Below are 15492 nucleotides of genomic sequence, written 5' to 3' on the forward strand. Positions count from 1 at the left end.
GATTGGCAGTCAGCCTAGCCAAAGCCCCCTGACCTGTCGAGCCGCGAGACCCAAGGAACGCCATAGTTTCGGCTGGCTTATGTCACAGCCCTGTGCCAGCTTTCGCAAAGCGTCCGGAAAAAGCGGGAAATCCTCGGGAAAACGGGGTAAGCCCAAGGGCGCGTGGCAGGCAGAAAAGAAGACCGGGCAGAATGATGCGCGATAGCAGCACCACGGACAGGATCCTTGCGGTCGATCTCGACGGCAGCTTGATCCGTGGCGACATGATCTACGAATGCCTCTGGTCGGCCATGGCGCTGGACTGGAAGGCACCGTTCATCGCCGCGCGCAGCCTCAGCCGCGGCATCCCCGCACTGAAACGCCGCCTCGCCGAGCTTGGCCCCGTCGATGTCATCACCCTGCCCTATGACCCGGAGGTCATCGCCCGGATCGAGGCCTGGCGCGCCGAGGGCGGGCGCACGGCGCTGGTCACGGCCTCGGACCAGATGCTGGCCGATCAGGTCGCGGACCATCTGGGCCTGTTCGACGAGGTCCACGGCACCACGCCCGACCGCAACCTGAAGGGCGAGGCCAAGGCCGCCCTGATGGCCGAGCGCTTCGGCGATCACTTCACCTATATCGGCGACAGCACCGCCGACCTGGCCTGCTGGAAGGTCTCGGGGGCGGCAATCACCGTGGGCGCAACCGCGAAGTTCCGCGCCCAGGTCGATGGCATCAATGCCGATGTCACCCATATCTCGCCGCCCGAAGCCCCCGTCTGGCCGATCCTCAAGGCGATGCGCCCGCATCAATGGCTGAAGAACCTGCTGGTCTTCATGCCGATCATCGCCGATCACTCCTTTTCCGCGCTGACCTTCTTTCAGGGGCTTCTGGCATTCATTGCCTTCGGGTTGGTCGCCTCGGCGGGCTACCTGCTGAACGATCTGCTCGACCTCGGCCCCGACCGTGCCCATGCGCGCAAGCGGTTCCGCCCGCTGGCCTCGGGCCGGTTGCCGGTGCCTCTGGGAACGGCGATGGTGCCCGTTCTGCTTATCGCGGGGCACCTCGTGGCGCTGACGCTCGGATGGGCCTTCGTCGGTGTCATCGCGCTCTATTTCTGTATCACGATGAGCTATTCGCTGTTCCTCAAGCGCAAGCCGATCATCGACATCTGCGTGCTGGCGGGCCTCTACACGATCCGCATCATCGGCGGGGGCGTCGCCACCGGCATCGACCTGTCGATCTGGATCCTGGCCTTTTCCATATTCCTTTTCTTCTCGCTCGCCGCCGTCAAGCGGCTGGCCGAGCTGGTCCATATGCGCGACTCGGGCCGCGTGGCGGCGGCCGGGCGCGGCTATTCGGTCGAGGATCTGCCGCTGACCATGCAGATGGCGACCGCGTCGGGCTTCGTCTCGGTGCTGGTGCTGGCGCTCTACCTCAATGCGCCCGACATCCAGGCGCGATATTCCGCGCCGGTGTTGCTTTGGGGGGTCTGCGCGCTGCTGCTCTACTGGGTCTCGAAGGCGGTGCTGGTCGCCAGCCGGGGCGAGATGCATGACGACCCGCTGGTCTATGCCGTCACCAACCGCACCAGCCTGATCTGTATCCTGATCATGGCGGCACTCGGCGCGGGGGCGATGCTGCTATGAGCCCCGCGACCCTCGCCCTGCGCTATGCCGGTTTCGCCGCCGTCGCCACGATCGCCAACCTGGGGGCGCAGCGCATCGTGCTGGCATGGGGCGACGGCGCGGCCCTCTTCGCGCTGGCTGTTGCCACGGGCACCGGCGTCGGGCTGGTGGTGAAATACATCCTCGACAAGCGCTGGATCTTCTACGACCTCAGCACCGGCGTCCGCGCCCATTCCACCAAGTTCGCGCTCTATACCGCGATGGGGCTGGTGACGACGGCGATCTTCTGGGGCACGGAAACCGCCTTCTGGCTGATCTGGGGCACCGATCTGATGCGCGAGGTCGGCGCGGTCCTGGGGCTTTCCGTCGGCTATGTCACCAAATACCTGCTCGACCGACGCTATGTCTTTGCCGATAGCACCCGGCTGGAGGGCGCGGGATGAAGCTGACGGGATGGGGCAATGTGCCGGTGCTCGACTGCAACGTCAGCGCGCCGCGCAGCGAGGCCGAGCTGAAAGCCGTCATCGCGCGCGGTCACGCCATCGCGCGCGGCAATGGACGCTCCTACGGGGATAGCGCCGCCAGCCGCAGCAACACGATCGACATGCGCAATTTCGACCGGATGATCTCGTTCGACGAGGAGACCGGCGTGCTGGTGGCCGAGGCCGGAGTGCTCCTGGCCGACGTCATCTCCGCCTGCCTGCCGCGCGGCTGGTTCCCGTTGGTCACGCCAGGGACCAAGCTGATCACGCTTGGCGGGGCAATCGCGGCGGATGTGCATGGCAAGAACCACCATATCGACGGGTCTTTCCGCGCCTGCGTGGACTGGATCGACCTGATGGGACCGGGTGGCGAAGTCACGCGTTGTTCCGCCGGTGAAAACCCCGAGCTTTTCGACTGGACCCTTGGCGGCATGGGCCTGACCGGGGTGATCCTGCGCTGTGCCATCCGGCTGCGACGGGTAGAGAGCGGCTGGATCCGGCAGCAGATGATCCCTGCCCGCGACCTGGATGCCGCGATCGAGATCTTCGAGGACAACCTCGGTGCCACCTATTCCGTCGCCTGGATCGACTGCACCGCGACGGGCGACAGGCTTGGCCGCTCGCTGGTCATGGTGGGCGAACATGCGCGCGCAACCGAGGTCGCGCCGCAGCACCGGCACCGCCCCTTGCACGTGCCCGCCCGCCCACGCCGCACCTTTCCGTTTCCCCTGCCCGGTTTCGCGCTGAACCCGCTGACCGTGCGCGCCTTCAATGCGCTCTATTACTGGAACGGCAAGCGCCAGACCGGGATTTCCACCGTCGACTGGGACAGCTATTTCTACCCGCTCGACTCCATCGCCAAATGGAACCGCCTCTACGGGCGGCGCGGGTTCCTGCAATTCCAATGCGTGTTGCCGCTGGAACGCGGCGCGCCGGGGCTGCACGCGCTGATGGAGGCGATTGCGGGCTCGGGCCAGGCTTCGTTCCTGTCGGTGCTCAAGCGGTTCGGTCCACAAGACAGCCCGATCTCCTTCCCGATGGAGGGTTACACGCTGGCGCTGGACTTCCCGAACACGCGCAAGACCCGCGATCTGATGCCCCGGCTGGATGCGATCACTCTGGCCCATGGCGGGCGCTTCTACCTGGCCAAGGACGCAAGGATGCCCGCGCCCACGCTGGCCCGCGCCGACCCCCGCGCCGCCGCGTTCGCCGCGTGGCGGCGCGAGACCGGCCTCGCCCCCGCCTTTTCCTCCTCCCAATCCGAAAGACTGAAATTATGACCGGCCCTGTCCTCATCCTCGGCGCGCGTTCCGACATCGCCCGCGCCACCGCCCGCGCCTTTGCCGCCGAAGGCCACCCGATCCAGCTGGCCGCGCGCCATGCAGAGAACCTCGGGACCGACCGCGACGACCTGCAAACCCGCTACGGCGTCGAGGTCAGCCTGCACGATTTCGACGCGCTGGAGGTGCGGCAGCATGAGGCCTTTGTCGACGGCCTGCCGGTCCTGCCCGAAATCGTGGTCAGCGCGATTGGCGTCCTGGGCGACCAGACCGAGAACGAGGATGACGTGGAGGCCGCGCTTGGCGTGATCCGCGCCAATTTCGAAGGCCCCGCGCTGATCCTGGGCGTGCTGGCCAACCGCTTTGCCACGCGCGGGTCGGGCACCATCGTGGGAATCAGCTCGGTCGCGGGCGATCGCGGGCGGGCGTCGAACTATGTCTACGGCTCCGCCAAGGCCGGGTTTACCGCCTTTCTGTCGGGGTTGCGCAACCGGTTGGCCAGGCAGGGCGTGCATGTCGTCACCGTGCAACCTGGCTTCGTCAATACCGCGATGACGGCGGGAATGGACACGCCCGGAGCGCTGACGGCAGAGCCCTCCGAGGTCGGCGAAGCGATTGTGAACGCGGTCAAAAAGGGGCGCAACGTGATCTATGTGCGGCGCATCTGGTGGCTGGTCATGTCGATCATCTGCGCCATCCCCGAGGCGATCTTCAAGAAGACCAGTATCTGACCCTTTCGCGGATTTTCGCCGCAGCGCAGCAAAAACCGGCGAAAACCCGCCGGAAAACCCGGCTTTCCGGTTACGCGATCTTCGCCTTCTTGTTTCCTTAATTTTGTCAGAGTATTTCAAAATTCATGAGGGACAGATTTATCAACCTGCGCAAGCCGCGGGCCGCAACCAGTCATGCCGATCTAATGGAATCGCCGACGGCCGTCTTGGTCGTGCTGGCGGCCTCCGCGATCGTATGTGCTACAATTCTCATCCTGCTGGTGACCCGCCTCGCCCCGGTGGCGCGGATCGAACCGGTCGAGGACAGGCCAATTGAGATCCGCATCGCGGATATCGGGCTAGGCACCGTGGCGATCCCGCCCGCCGCATCCGGCGCGCCGACCACGGGCTTCGACGCGCCCGCCCGTCTGGAACTGGCCGCGCTGCCGCCGATGGAAGCTGAAAGCGACTATGTCATGCCGGCCCCCAATACCTGGGTCGAACCCGAGCCCACGATCATCTCCGGTAGCCCGCCGGTCGAGGCACAGCCGCGCCCCGATCATATCGAACATCTTGCCGCGTCGATCCGCAACCTGACCAACCCCGCAAACGTGCTGGCCGCGCGTCCGGCGCAGCGCCCGACCGTGGCAGAGGCACCCGAGGGCGGCATCGTGCTGGCCAGCAGCCTGCGCCCGACCCTGCGCCCCGCCAATCTTGAGGTCGCGCCGACCCTGGCCGTGGCCGTGGCCTCCACGCCGGACGTTCCGGTAACACTGGCAACAGCCACGCCCGAGGTCTCGACCGCACCCGCCTTCGACCGTAACGCGAATGCCTGCTCCACCCGCCTGTCGCGCGCCATTCCGCGCCGTCCGGGCAACGCGGCCGGCGGCACCCCCTTCATCCAGACGCTTGCCTCGGCCTCCGGCACGACCCGCGACGCGGCCATCGCCCGCGAAGTCCTGCGCGGCAACGTGCCCGACTTCCTGCGCGACCTGGCCCCGGTCAGCTTTACCGGCGTCCTGCCCAATGGCCGCAGCGCCCAGATCACCATCTGCGTGACGCCCGATTACCTGGCCGTCGGCAGCGACCGCGACTTCGTGCGCGTGCCGCTTGGCCTGTCTGCCGCCGGTCAGATCGCGGAAGCCTTCGACATGATGCTGCCGACCACCCGCATAGTCGACGCGATCTATGCCCAGGCCGATCTGCGCCTGTCGCCCTCGCCGATGGACCCGACCAGCCAGATGGCCTCGACCAACTATTTCCTGCGCCACAACGCCACCGTGGAGGCCCAGCGCGCCAATGCCGGCGGCCGCCTCGGGATGCTGGTTTCGGGCCAGAAGAAGGACCTGGTCTTGACCAACCGCCTGGCCCGCGCCCCCGGCCGCGTCGCGATCTATGGCTGGCACCGCCCCGGCGGCAACCCGATCCAGCCGCTTTCGACGGTGCACGGGGCCGCCTATGCCGATTACAGCCATGGCATCCGCCTGGTCAGCCGCACCGCCTTCGTCAACGGCCAGGCGGTCGATCTTGAGGATCTGCTGATGGACGGCACCTATGCGGGCCTGCTGAACACCGACGGCCCGATCGGTCGCCCCGCGATCCAGCTGGCCTCGCGCTGACACCGACCTGACCGGAACAAGAGAACGCCCCCGACCTTACTCAGGCGGGGGCGTTTTTTTGTCGGGGCCGGGCGATTTCCAAATCGCTCGGGAGGGTTTTCAAAAACCCTCCCCCCCCGCCTCAGTTCACATCGCGGAAACAGCGAAAGCCCAGGTGATAGTTGCGATGGCTCGCCGGCGACATCACCCGGCTGCCATGCCAGAACGGCGCCCGCCAGCGCGCCCAATGCTCATGCGCACGCACCGTGTCCCAGATGAACCAGCTGCCCTTCATCTCGGTCACGCCAAGCGTGGTCGAGCCCCGGCTGGCCATCTGGCTTTCATTGAGCGGCAGGTTCATATGCTCGGCCACGTTGCCGTCGATGTCATAGACGCCAAGCGGGCTTTGGCATTGCGGGAACGAGCCCGCCGGATAGGTGTTCGACCCGCAGCCGGTGAAGCTGCCGCCATTGCAGCCTGGCGTTTTTCGGCTGCCCGTCGCGCAGACGCCGGCGCGCCACTGGCCGATGGAATACTGGTTGCGGGTATTGGCCCATTGCTGGTTGTGCCAGGCGCGCATTCCCTGCGGGTTGCCGATGTCGAACCGGTAATCGGGCTCCAGCAACGCCCCCGCCGCCGCGCCTTCCCATTCATGCGCGTCCCCCATGCGTCCGCCTTCGGCGGCGCAGAGCTGATGCGCCTCGTTGGCGCGCACCCAGACCACGGGGTAGACCATCGGGATATTGGGATATTCGAACATGTCCACGCAGGTGGTGGCATCCTCGGGGCTCTCGGTTGCCGGATCATAGAGCGGCACCATGTAAGGACCGCCGCAGATCCGCTCGAACCGTGCGTTGCGGTAGCTGGCCTGCACCTGAGCCACGGACCCGCCAAGCCGCGCCGCCGCCTCCTCGGGTGTCATCGGATGGCGTGTCACCGCCGGATTGCCCTGCCCGATATAGGAGGAGCCCTCGAAGATGCGGCGGATGCGCTGGATCTCGGCATTCGAGACGCCGCGCACATCGCGCATCTGCTGGAACATTTCCTCGTTCAACTCGGCGAGCGATTGCGCCCCCGCCCCGGCGCCCATGACGCCGCTCAGGATGGTCACGAACACTAGGGTGAGATATCGCATGGGGACAGTCCTTTGTCTGATGGTTACTCGCGGCGCAGAAGGTAGAAGAAGTCGCGATTGTCGGCGAAGCCCACGAAACGCGGAATCGCGCCGCGGCGGGAGTTCTGATCGACATTTGCCATGCCCGAGACCAGGTGCTCGGCCTCGATCCAGTCATCGTCGTCGATCTGGGGGTAGAGCGCCATATAGGTGTGCTCCTGGCTGTTCATGTCCATCAGCATGGCGTAGTCGCAGCCATATGCCTGGAAGGTCCGCGCCATGCCCGAGGGCGTCGCGGTCGAGAAATAGGCGTAGAGCAGGAATTGCCGCCCATCGACCTCGCGCAGGCACGATCCGGCGCGCAGGGTGCGCAGCTGCGCATCGGCAGACCCCGACCAGTTGCCGCCACCCCAGGAGGTGACCAGATCGCCCGGCACACCCTCGCCCGTTTCGGGATCGGGATTGATCAGCGCCACGCCATTCTGGCGGGCAAAGCGAAGCCGCGGCAGCAGTTCGTTCATCTCCTCGGTCCAGGTGGTCATGCCAAAGGTGCCGTCATCCAGCACGTAGATCGTCGCCAGTCCCGGCCAGAGACGGCTGAGCAGCGTACCATTGACCAGGAACCCGTAATGGTGGCCGTTATTGTAGGTTGCCATCGGACCAAAGCGCCAGGCACCGTGATCGCGCTTGTAGCCACCGGTGAAGGTGGCGGCGACCCGGTCCAGAAGGGCGGGGCTGAGCATCCCGTTCATCACCAGTGGCGCGGGGCTGTTGAACCCGTCGGGGCCCGGGATGGACCAGTCGCGCCCGGCCCCCGAAGGCCGCGAGGACCAGCCGAAGGAGGGGTGATCGGTGCCAAGCTCATATCCCAGTTCAAACTGCGACATGTCGAAGGCCACGAGGTAGACATTGGCGTTGCGCTCGACCCCGTCCAGCCAGTTGGTCTCGCCCGAGCGGTTCAGGATCTCGTCGCTGATCATTCCCGGCTGCATGACGCTGGAATAGATCCCCGGCGCATCCTCGACCGCGTACCAGCTGCCCGCCTCCATGCCGCCCTCGGCGCCGACCAGGTCGAAACCGGGGCTGGCATTCATCACCGGGAACCGCGACAGGTTGGCCTGGCCAAGCGCCTCGACCACGGCACCGGCATCGGCCTCCTCGATCTCGTCGCTATCTTCGAGGAAGGCATCCTCGTAAAAGGTGCCCTTGATCAGGTTGACGATGGAATCGCCGAAAATGACGTTGTCGCGCAGGAATTCCGCAATCGCCTCGCGGTTGGTGCGCGACCCCGACACGCGGTTGCGAAGGTAGAGCCGCCCGTCGCAGAGCGGCGCATAAGGCAGGCCGGTATCGCCCGCCTCCTCCAACTCGGGGCTGCGGCCCGCCCATGGCGCGCATTCCTCGGCGTCGTCATCGCCCTCGATCAGGATGAAGGGATCGTCGCCATCCCCGCCAAGCGAGAGATGCCAGACCTCCGGATCGGTGTTTTCAAGGTGATAGAAGGACGGACGTCGGGCGTCCGCCTCCTCGACCCGCAGCACGAACCAGGTGTTGATGACCGGGTTGGTCGAGATAAGCTGCACCTGCAATCCATCCTCGCCGGTCACCGTCTGTTCGGCCCGGAACGGGTTCATCGCGAAGATCGAGCCGGGGGCATCGGTCAGGAACTCGGCCATCTGTTCGGCCAGAACTTCTTCACTCGGTGGCTCGATCCCGGTGGCAAGGGCCGGGGCGGCCAAGGTCAGGGCAAGGGTGCAGGTCAGTCCGGTCAATCGGGCGGGCAATGGCGATTTGGGCAAATCCAACTCCAGAAAATATCGTCATGGGGGCGCGGGAGCCCTGAAAATCGGCTCCGCGCCAGGGGCGTCACGAAATTATGCTGCAACAAATCGGGCATTCGCGCAATGCTGGGAACACCCACCCCTGTGGCGAAACGATCACAATTCACCGGGTCCGCGTCAGGTGACGTGCCCGCGCTGATCGGATCGGCCCATCGAGGCCAGCAGGCCCTCCGCTTCCTGCACCTGCGTGAAATCGGCCTTGCTGCCCATACCGCGCCAGCCGCAGGCCACCAGCGATTGCGCCACCGCGCCGCCAAGCGTGTCGCCCGGCCCGGTGACAATGAAGAGGTCGGGGGCAAATTCCCGCGCCGCCATGCGGATCGCGGCGGTGAAATCGTAGGCTTCCGTCACCTGGTGGCCAAAAGTGTAGTCATGCAGCCGCGCAGGGTCGCTTGCACCGGGCCACCAGATATGGCCGCGCCCGTCGATCAGGGGCTTTGCGGGCTGGTGGAAGATGGACCGCGCCAGCGCGTCACGGCCAAGGGCGGCGACCGGCGCCTGAAGCCGCGTGTGAAACGCCGCGTGATTGGGCAGGCGCATCGGAAAGCGGTCATTCACGCGCGGCACGGCCGCCTCGAAGGCCGCCAGCCCCGCCTCATCGCCCGCCAGAACCAGCATTCCGCCCAGGTCGATCGACAGCGCCAGCGCCTGCCCCTCCCGCGCGCCGATCTCTTCCACCTGCGCCAGAAGATCGGCCTTGCGCGCCGCCTCCGGCACCCAGTCCACGCCCATCCAGGGATAGACCAGTTGCCCGCCGATCAGCTGCGCCTGCATCAACCCGCCCATGGTGTTGACGATGTGAAACCCGTCCTCGGGCGTGACCGCGCCGCCTGCGGCCAGGGCCAGATACCAGCCCATGGAATTGCCGGTGACGGCGACAATCTCGATGTCATCGGCCAGCGCCGCGGCATCGGCCAGCACGCAGGCGGCAATGAGGGGCGAGGCAACGTCGCCGCGTGAATACCTGGACAGGCTGAATTTCTCCGCCCCGTCGAGGGTCGAGACCGGCACTTCGCCCGCCGCTTCGCGGATGGCATCGAAGCGCGCGATCAGGTCGACGCGATCCGCATGGTGGCGTTTCAGATAACCAAGCTCGCCCGCGTTATAGGTGCCGCGACCGGGCAGGATGAGAACCGCGCGCCTTGTCATGACCTGCCCTCCACCAGGGCCTTCGCCGCCGCGATGATCCCCTCCTTCGACGGCAGGGTCGCGCCATAGGCCGGGCCGGTGGCGATGAAGCTGTCCTCGGCGGTGACACGCGCGAAACTGGGCACTCCCGCCTCGTGGAAATGCCCCATCAGCGCCTCGGCCTGCCCGCCGGTAAAGCGGCATTCATCGACGATGAGGACATGCGCGCAGTCGCGGACCGCCTGCAAGATCGCCTCAACCGGCAGCGGGGCCAGCCAGCGGATGTCGATGATCCGTGTGCGCGTTCCGGCCTGCGCCAGCGCCGTTTCGGCCTGCCGGGACAGGTAATGCCCGTTGCCATAGGTGACGATGGCGAGGTCTTCCCCGTCGCCATGCTGGCCGATCTCGCACATCGCGATCCGCTCATCCGGCGCGGGATAGGGCGTCATCCAACCGCCATCGCCCGCCTCATCCAGATCGCGCATCGGGTAGAGCGCGATGGGTTCGACACACACCACCACGCGGTTTTCCTCGCGCGCCAGACGCACGCATTCGCGCAGCATCCTTGCCCCATCCGCCCCGGTCGAGGGGCAGGCGATGACGAGCCCCGGAATGTCGCGCAGGACGGCGAGGCTGTTGTCATTGTGGAAATGCCCGCCAAACCCCTTTTGATAGCCGAGCCCCGCAATGCGCAGCACCATCGGGTTGGTGAACTGGCCACGGCTGAAGAAGGGCAGCGTCGCCGCCTCACCGCGCAGTTGGTCCTCGGCATTGTGCAGATAGGCCAGGAACTGGATCTCGGGGATGGGGACAAAGCCGTTGCCGGCAAGTCCGATGGCGAGGCCCAGGATGCTCTGTTCGTCCAGCAGCGTGTCGATCACCCGGTCGCGGCCAAAGCGCGATTGCAGCTTCTGCGTGACGCCATAGACACCGCCCTTCAGCCCGACATCCTCGCCCATGAGGGTGATCTCACCATGTTCCAGCATCAGGTCGGTCAGCGCCATGTTGAGGCATTTCGACAGGGTTTGCGGGGCGTCCATCGCCTTCATGTCGCTGCCGAACCGCGCCGCGCGCGCCTCGGGTGCCGGGCCATTCGTCGGCGCGCAGCTCCGTTTGGGCGGAATGATGGTGGACATCACGTCGGCGGCGGTATTCAGGCGCGGGCGCTGGATGACTTCGGCGGCGACTTGCGCGACGCGGGCGCAGGTCTCCTGGTAGATCGCCAGCGCGTCCTCGGGGGCCAGCGCCCCCTCCTCCGCCAGCAATCGCGCGGAATGCAGCAGCGGGTCGTTGGCCTCATCGCGCTCCACCTCCTCGCGCGGCAGGTAGGACGTCGCCACATCCGCCCCGGCATGGCCGTAGAGCCGCACGGTACGGAGATGCAGGAAGGCGGGCTTGCGGTGGCGGCGGGTGTACTCGGCGGCCTCGCGCGCGGCGCGGTAGGTGTCGAACATGTCCAGCCCGTCGGCCTTGAAATAGCGGATACCGGGACGGTGGCGCATTGAGTTCTCGATCCAGCCCTTGGGCGTCCTGGTCGAGATGCCGATGCCATTATCCTCGCAAATGAACATGAGCGGCAGGGGCGTGCCTTGAACGGCGGTCCAGCCCGCCGCGTTGATCGCTCCTTGCGCGGTCGAATGGTTAGCCGAGGCATCGCCGAAGGAACAGACCGCGATGGCGTCCTTTTCATACAACCGATGCTCCGGCGGATGCCGCCGCGCCAGCCCGATGGCATAGGCCGCTCCCACGGCCTTGGGCAGGTGGCTGGCGATGGTCGAGGTCTGCGGCGGGATCATCAGGGCGCGGCTGCCAAGCACCTTGTGCCGCCCGCCCGAAATGGGATCCTCCGCCGAACAGGCGAAGCTCAGAGCCATGTCCCAGGTGATGTTGACCCCCGGCACCTGCCCCGCCCGCGCGATCTGGAACGCCGCATCGCGGTAATGCAGGAAGGCCGGATCGGTCGGGCGCAGGGCGGCGGCGACGGCGGCCATGCCTTCATGCCCCGACGAGCCGATTGTATAGAAGCCCTGCCCCGCCTTCTGCATCGCGCGGCTTTCCCGGTCCAGCGCGCGGCTGAGGCATTGCGCGCGGAAAAGCGCCACGCCCTCGATCCCCGTGAGCGGCGGAACCGGCGCGCGGCCCGATGGAAAATCCCCGGCGGGCAGGCGCGTCGTCAGGTTTTCATGAACAATCTCGACCCGGTCCATCGGAGGCCCCCGTTTGATCCGGGCCACATCTTGCGGTTTGACCGTGGATTGTCCAGTGCCGCCACGGCACAGCCATCGCCCCTTGACAGAATGGCAGAAAACCCGCGAAATCCGGCGAACTTCCGAAAAAGGCGGCAAATTGCATGCGCGACACGTTGGACAGACGCATCATCCGGGAATTGCAGCGCAACGCGCGGGCCTCGACCTCGACCATCGCGGCGCGGCTGGAGGTGGCGCGCTCGACCGTGCATGAACGCATCGCGCGGATGGAGAAGGACGGCACGATCTCGGGCTACTCGGTCATCCTCAGCCGTACACCGGGCGAGGAAACCGTGCAGATCCTGATGTTCCTGGAAATCCGGCAGCAAGACACGCGCAAGATCCTGCAACGCCTCTCGGGCTATCCCGAGATCCAGGCCTGCTATTCGATCAATGGCGAATACGACCTGTTCCTGTCGGCCGAGGCCCCCCGGATCGAGGATCTCGACATTCTGGTCGATGAGATCGGCGAAATACCGGGGGTGACGCGGACCAACACCTCGGTCGTCTTCGGGCGCAAGTTCGACCGCAGGCAAGAGGATACGGCGGAGCGGATCGAACGCCAGATTCGCAACCTGGCGGACGCAAATACCCCCTGATCCGGCAAAATGCCTGAAATCGCGCGGGTTCCGGCCCATTGGCAGGCGACAGACCGGCCCAACCTTCGGCACTCTTCCAGGCAAAACCGCCATTGAGGAGTAGCGCGCAATGACCACCTGGAATGTCTGTATCGTCGGCGCGGGCAAGATCGGCCACATGATCGCCGAGTTTCTGCACCGCTCGCCCAATTACACTGTCACCCTGGCCGATGCTGACCTGGGCAACCTGACGCGCGCGCAGAAGATGGGCTTCAATGTGATACAGGCGGATGCCGGCGACGCCGAGGCGCTGGCCGACAGCCTGCAAGGCTTCGACGCCGTGGTCAGTGCGGCACCGTTCTTCCTGACGCCGACAATCGCCGCCGCCGCGAAACAGGCCGGGGCGCATTACTTCGACCTGACCGAGGATGTCGCGGCGACGGATGCCGTGCGCAAGCTGGCCCAGGGGGCCACGACCGGTTTCATGCCGCAATGCGGATTGGCACCGGGCTTCGTCGGCATCGCGGGCGCGTCGCTGGCCGCCGAGTTCGACACGCTGGACACGCTGTCGCTGCGGGTGGGCGCGCTGCCGCTCTACCCGACCAACGCGTTGAAATACAACCTGACCTGGTCCACGGACGGGCTGATCAACGAATATTGCAACCCCTGCGACGTGATCGAGGATGGCAAGGTGATCAAGGCCGCCCCGCTGGAGGATCTGGACCTGATCAGCGTCGATGGCACCGATTACGAGTGCTTCAACACATCCGGTGGCCTCGGCACCCTGACCGAGACGCTGGCGGGCCGCGCGCGCCGCGTCTCCTATCGCACGATCCGCTATCCGGGCCATTGCGAGATCATCAAGATGCTGCTGCACGACCTGCGGCTGGAAAGCCGCCGTGACCTGTTGCGCGACGTGTTCGAGACCGCCTTGCCGCGCACCGATCAGGATGTGGTTCTGATCTTCTGCACCGCCACCGGCTGGATCGGGGGCGAATATCGCGAAAAGAGCTTCATCAACAAATCCATGGCGCAGGAAAGCGGCGGACGGATCTGGGGCGCGATCCAGATCACCACGGCCTCGGGCGTCTGCGGCGTGATGGACCTGATGCGTATGGGCAAACTGCCAAGCGCGGGGTTCGTGCGCCAGGAACAGGTTGCCCTCTCCGACTTCATGGCGACCGAGTTCGGCAGCAATTACGGCAGGGGCGCGGTAACCGGGATGGTTGCGGCGGCCTGAACGGGGTCGGGAAGGATGGTACCGCCTTCCCGGCTTGAACGGGAGACCTCCGGATCCACAATCCGGCGCTCTAACCAACTGAGCTAAGGCGGCACTGGCGCGGGGGATACAAAACGGGCGCGGGGATTGCAAGCCTTCTGATCGGTCGCGTGGCCCCTTTCATGCCGGTTCGGATTGACGCTTGCAGCGGCAGGGGGCAGCCTCTACCTGCCTGAGAACCCCATGCGAGCCGGAGAAGACAGATGAGCATCAACAGCGAAAGCGACGTGACCGCGAATATCCAGATCGGACCGACCAACCTGGGCATGGTACGAATCTATATCGAGGCGGATGGCATCGACCTGCCGATGGATTTCGAGCCCGAGGAGGCGCTGGAGATCGCCGAGGAACTGCGCGCGGCGGCGGAGGCCGCGAGATCGGCCAAGGGCTGAGCCCGGACGAGAGCGTGGATTGAGGGGCCAGCCCCTCAAACTCCCCGGGATATTTTTGGAACAAAGAAGGCAAACTTTAGTCAAATTGTTCCGGGTTTGGGATCGCGGAAGAGGTGCAGGCGCTGCGCGGCGGTGCGGGCAAATTTGCGGGTCAGCACCTTGCGGCGGGCGGCCGGCAGTTTGGTTTCCGGCCCCATCCGCAGGATCTCGGCATCATAGGCATCGGCGATGATCAGGCCGGTGCCCTCGGGCAGCAGATCGGTCGGGAAATCCTCGTCCACGGCCCAAAAATAACGGTCGGACCAGTCCAGGTAGCCCTGCCATTTCGCGTCCGAGGTGAAATCGGCCCGGCTGCTCTTGCATTCGATGATCCAGACCTCGCCCCTGGGACCGAGCGCCATCACGTCGACGCGCAGGCCCCGGTCGGGCACGAACTCCTCCAATGTCGCGAAATCGTGCTGGCGCAAGTGCCGACAGACGCCGCGCGCCAGAAGCTGGCCGGGCATCAGGGCGGGGGGATCGAACGGGGCCGGGTCGGTCATCGGGAAAGCATGAACAATTCGTGAACATATGGCAAGGGGCAGGGCACGCGCCGAAACCCCCTTGTTCCGGAGAGGCCGCAGCCCTATGTCTGGCCTAGGCGGGGTCTGCCTTTCCTGTGAAGGGGCAATATTCCAGTGGCCTTAAGCAATTCCAAGGGAGCTGGCTCTGTGCGGACCCTGGTCCGTTTACCTGGCGCCCACCTGTTCATACAGGTCCCCGGGAATTCGACACCCCCACGTTCATGGTGGTCCCCCGCCGATATTCTCCCTCTTCCGGCACCGCTCAGCGGTCGCTTTGCACCGGCACCGGAACGGCGTCGAGAACCGGCAGGGCGTCGCGCTTGCCGCTATCGTCGTCATCCTCCTCCTCGCCCATCGTCATGATCTTGAACCCGACCTGGGCCGAGCCGAAGGTGATGCCGCCGAAGATCACCAGCATGATCACGGCGATGGGGCCTTCCGACGTGTGCGTGACCAGGTGCCAGAGATTGCCGATATTGAGCCACAGCAGCAGCGCCGCGAACCCGGCGGAGATGCCGAAGCCGATGGCGGCATGTTTGAGGATGAAGCGGATATGATCGGGCATGGGATGAACCTCCTGTCAATCAAGGTAATGTGCCGGTCGCGCATGACAAGCCGCCCGGTTGCCGCAGCCTGTTCGCCTGGCTAGCCTTGGCGCAGCATGGGGGAGGACG

General features: G+C 65.7%; 14 protein-coding genes and 1 tRNA gene. 8 read left to right on the forward strand and 7 right to left on the reverse strand.

What is annotated here, in order from left to right:
* Nucleotides 1-191: 191 nt before the first annotated feature.
* From AC13C7_RS11380 to AC13C7_RS11400, 5 genes are all read left to right on the forward strand, one after another.
* Nucleotides 192-1628, forward strand: a complete 1437-nt coding sequence (locus AC13C7_RS11380) for a UbiA family prenyltransferase (RefSeq protein ID WP_482867543.1) — start codon at nt 192-194, stop codon at nt 1626-1628.
* Nucleotides 1625-2050, forward strand: coding sequence for a GtrA family protein (locus AC13C7_RS11385; RefSeq protein WP_172320707.1), 426 nt, complete (start codon nt 1625-1627; stop codon nt 2048-2050). The genes AC13C7_RS11380 and AC13C7_RS11385 overlap by 4 nt, the downstream gene beginning before the upstream one ends.
* Nucleotides 2047-3369, forward strand: a complete 1323-nt coding sequence (locus AC13C7_RS11390) for an FAD-binding oxidoreductase (protein ID WP_172320708.1) — start codon at nt 2047-2049, stop codon at nt 3367-3369. The genes AC13C7_RS11385 and AC13C7_RS11390 overlap by 4 nt, the downstream gene beginning before the upstream one ends.
* The gene (locus AC13C7_RS11395; RefSeq protein ID WP_446117425.1) at nt 3366-4100 is read left to right on the forward strand and encodes an SDR family oxidoreductase; all 735 of its coding nucleotides are present in this window, start codon (nt 3366-3368) and stop codon (nt 4098-4100) included. Before AC13C7_RS11390 ends, AC13C7_RS11395 begins: the two co-directional genes overlap by 4 nt.
* A gap of 185 nt (nt 4101-4285) precedes the next feature.
* Entirely contained in the window at nt 4286-5698 is a 1413-nt protein-coding gene (locus tag AC13C7_RS11400) for a hypothetical protein (protein ID WP_482867544.1), read from the forward strand.
* A 121-nt stretch (nt 5699-5819) separates the two neighbouring features.
* Here AC13C7_RS11400 and AC13C7_RS11405 read toward each other — a convergent pair whose 3' ends face one another.
* The 4 genes from AC13C7_RS11405 to AC13C7_RS11420 all read right to left on the reverse strand — a co-directional run bounded on the left by AC13C7_RS11405 (nt 5820) and on the right by AC13C7_RS11420 (nt 11967).
* Nucleotides 5820-6812 (reverse strand): SUMF1/EgtB/PvdO family nonheme iron enzyme, encoded by a 993-nt coding sequence (locus AC13C7_RS11405; protein WP_172320713.1) that lies wholly within the window; start codon nt 6810-6812, stop codon nt 5820-5822.
* A 23-nt stretch (nt 6813-6835) separates the two neighbouring features.
* Complete coding sequence (locus tag AC13C7_RS11410) at nt 6836-8563, reverse strand: hypothetical protein (RefSeq protein ID WP_482867545.1); 1728 nt, start codon at nt 8561-8563, stop codon at nt 6836-6838.
* Nucleotides 8564-8749: 186 nt separating this feature from the next.
* Complete coding sequence (locus tag AC13C7_RS11415; protein WP_482867546.1) at nt 8750-9781, reverse strand: ACP S-malonyltransferase; 1032 nt, start codon at nt 9779-9781, stop codon at nt 8750-8752.
* A complete protein-coding gene (locus tag AC13C7_RS11420; protein ID WP_482867547.1) occupies nt 9778-11967 on the reverse strand; it encodes a dehydrogenase E1 component subunit alpha/beta in 2190 nt (729 codons plus the stop codon). Before AC13C7_RS11420 ends, AC13C7_RS11415 begins: the two co-directional genes overlap by 4 nt.
* Nucleotides 11968-12110: 143 nt before the next feature.
* Here AC13C7_RS11420 and AC13C7_RS11425 point away from each other — a divergent pair, with 143 nt between their 5' ends.
* Both AC13C7_RS11425 and AC13C7_RS11430 read left to right on the forward strand, forming a co-directional pair.
* Entirely contained in the window at nt 12111-12605 is a 495-nt protein-coding gene (locus AC13C7_RS11425) for an Lrp/AsnC family transcriptional regulator (RefSeq protein ID WP_172320717.1), read from the forward strand.
* A 109-nt stretch (nt 12606-12714) separates the two neighbouring features.
* The gene (locus AC13C7_RS11430; protein WP_172320718.1) at nt 12715-13824 is read left to right on the forward strand and encodes a saccharopine dehydrogenase family protein; all 1110 of its coding nucleotides are present in this window, start codon (nt 12715-12717) and stop codon (nt 13822-13824) included.
* Nucleotides 13825-13840: 16 nt separating this feature from the next.
* Here the strand turns inward: AC13C7_RS11430 and AC13C7_RS11435 are convergent.
* A tRNA-His gene (locus AC13C7_RS11435) sits at nt 13841-13917 on the reverse strand.
* Nucleotides 13918-14066: 149 nt separating this feature from the next.
* Here AC13C7_RS11435 and AC13C7_RS11440 point away from each other — a divergent pair.
* On the forward strand, nt 14067-14255 hold the full coding sequence (locus AC13C7_RS11440; protein ID WP_446118940.1) for a DUF6324 family protein: 189 nt from the start codon (nt 14067-14069) through the stop codon (nt 14253-14255).
* An 80-nt stretch (nt 14256-14335) separates the two neighbouring features.
* On the opposite strand, the gene AC13C7_RS11445 is transcribed toward AC13C7_RS11440, so the two are convergent.
* Both AC13C7_RS11445 and AC13C7_RS11450 read right to left on the reverse strand, forming a co-directional pair.
* A complete protein-coding gene (locus AC13C7_RS11445) occupies nt 14336-14797 on the reverse strand; it encodes an MmcB family DNA repair protein (protein WP_474889199.1) in 462 nt (153 codons plus the stop codon).
* Between the two features lie 283 nt (nt 14798-15080).
* Nucleotides 15081-15383, reverse strand: a complete 303-nt coding sequence (locus AC13C7_RS11450) for a hypothetical protein (RefSeq protein WP_172320720.1) — start codon at nt 15381-15383, stop codon at nt 15081-15083.
* Nucleotides 15384-15492 lie beyond the last annotated feature (109 nt).

The organism is Alterinioella sp. B-7, assembly GCF_056857775.1.

Bases quoted from the DNA above. Each gene is read 5' to 3' on its own strand.
- AC13C7_RS11380 (WP_482867543.1), top strand. From the start codon at position 192: ATGATGCGCGATAGCAGCACCACGGACAGGATCCTTGCGGTCGATCTC.
- AC13C7_RS11385 (WP_172320707.1), top strand. From the start codon at position 1,625: ATGAGCCCCGCGACCCTCGCCCTGCGCTATGCCGGTTTCGCCGCCGTC.
- AC13C7_RS11390 (WP_172320708.1), top strand. From the start codon at position 2,047: ATGAAGCTGACGGGATGGGGCAATGTGCCGGTGCTCGACTGCAACGTC.
- AC13C7_RS11395 (WP_446117425.1), top strand. From the start codon at position 3,366: ATGACCGGCCCTGTCCTCATCCTCGGCGCGCGTTCCGACATCGCCCGC.
- AC13C7_RS11400 (WP_482867544.1), top strand. From the start codon at position 4,286: ATGGAATCGCCGACGGCCGTCTTGGTCGTGCTGGCGGCCTCCGCGATC.
- AC13C7_RS11405 (WP_172320713.1), bottom strand. From the start codon at position 6,812: ATGCGATATCTCACCCTAGTGTTCGTGACCATCCTGAGCGGCGTCATG.
- AC13C7_RS11415 (WP_482867546.1), bottom strand. From the start codon at position 9,781: ATGACAAGGCGCGCGGTTCTCATCCTGCCCGGTCGCGGCACCTATAAC.
- AC13C7_RS11420 (WP_482867547.1), bottom strand. From the start codon at position 11,967: ATGGACCGGGTCGAGATTGTTCATGAAAACCTGACGACGCGCCTGCCC.
- AC13C7_RS11425 (WP_172320717.1), top strand. From the start codon at position 12,111: ATGCGCGACACGTTGGACAGACGCATCATCCGGGAATTGCAGCGCAAC.
- AC13C7_RS11430 (WP_172320718.1), top strand. From the start codon at position 12,715: ATGACCACCTGGAATGTCTGTATCGTCGGCGCGGGCAAGATCGGCCAC.
- AC13C7_RS11440 (WP_446118940.1), top strand. From the start codon at position 14,067: ATGAGCATCAACAGCGAAAGCGACGTGACCGCGAATATCCAGATCGGA.
- AC13C7_RS11445 (WP_474889199.1), bottom strand. From the start codon at position 14,797: ATGACCGACCCGGCCCCGTTCGATCCCCCCGCCCTGATGCCCGGCCAG.
- AC13C7_RS11450 (WP_172320720.1), bottom strand. From the start codon at position 15,383: ATGCCCGATCATATCCGCTTCATCCTCAAACATGCCGCCATCGGCTTC.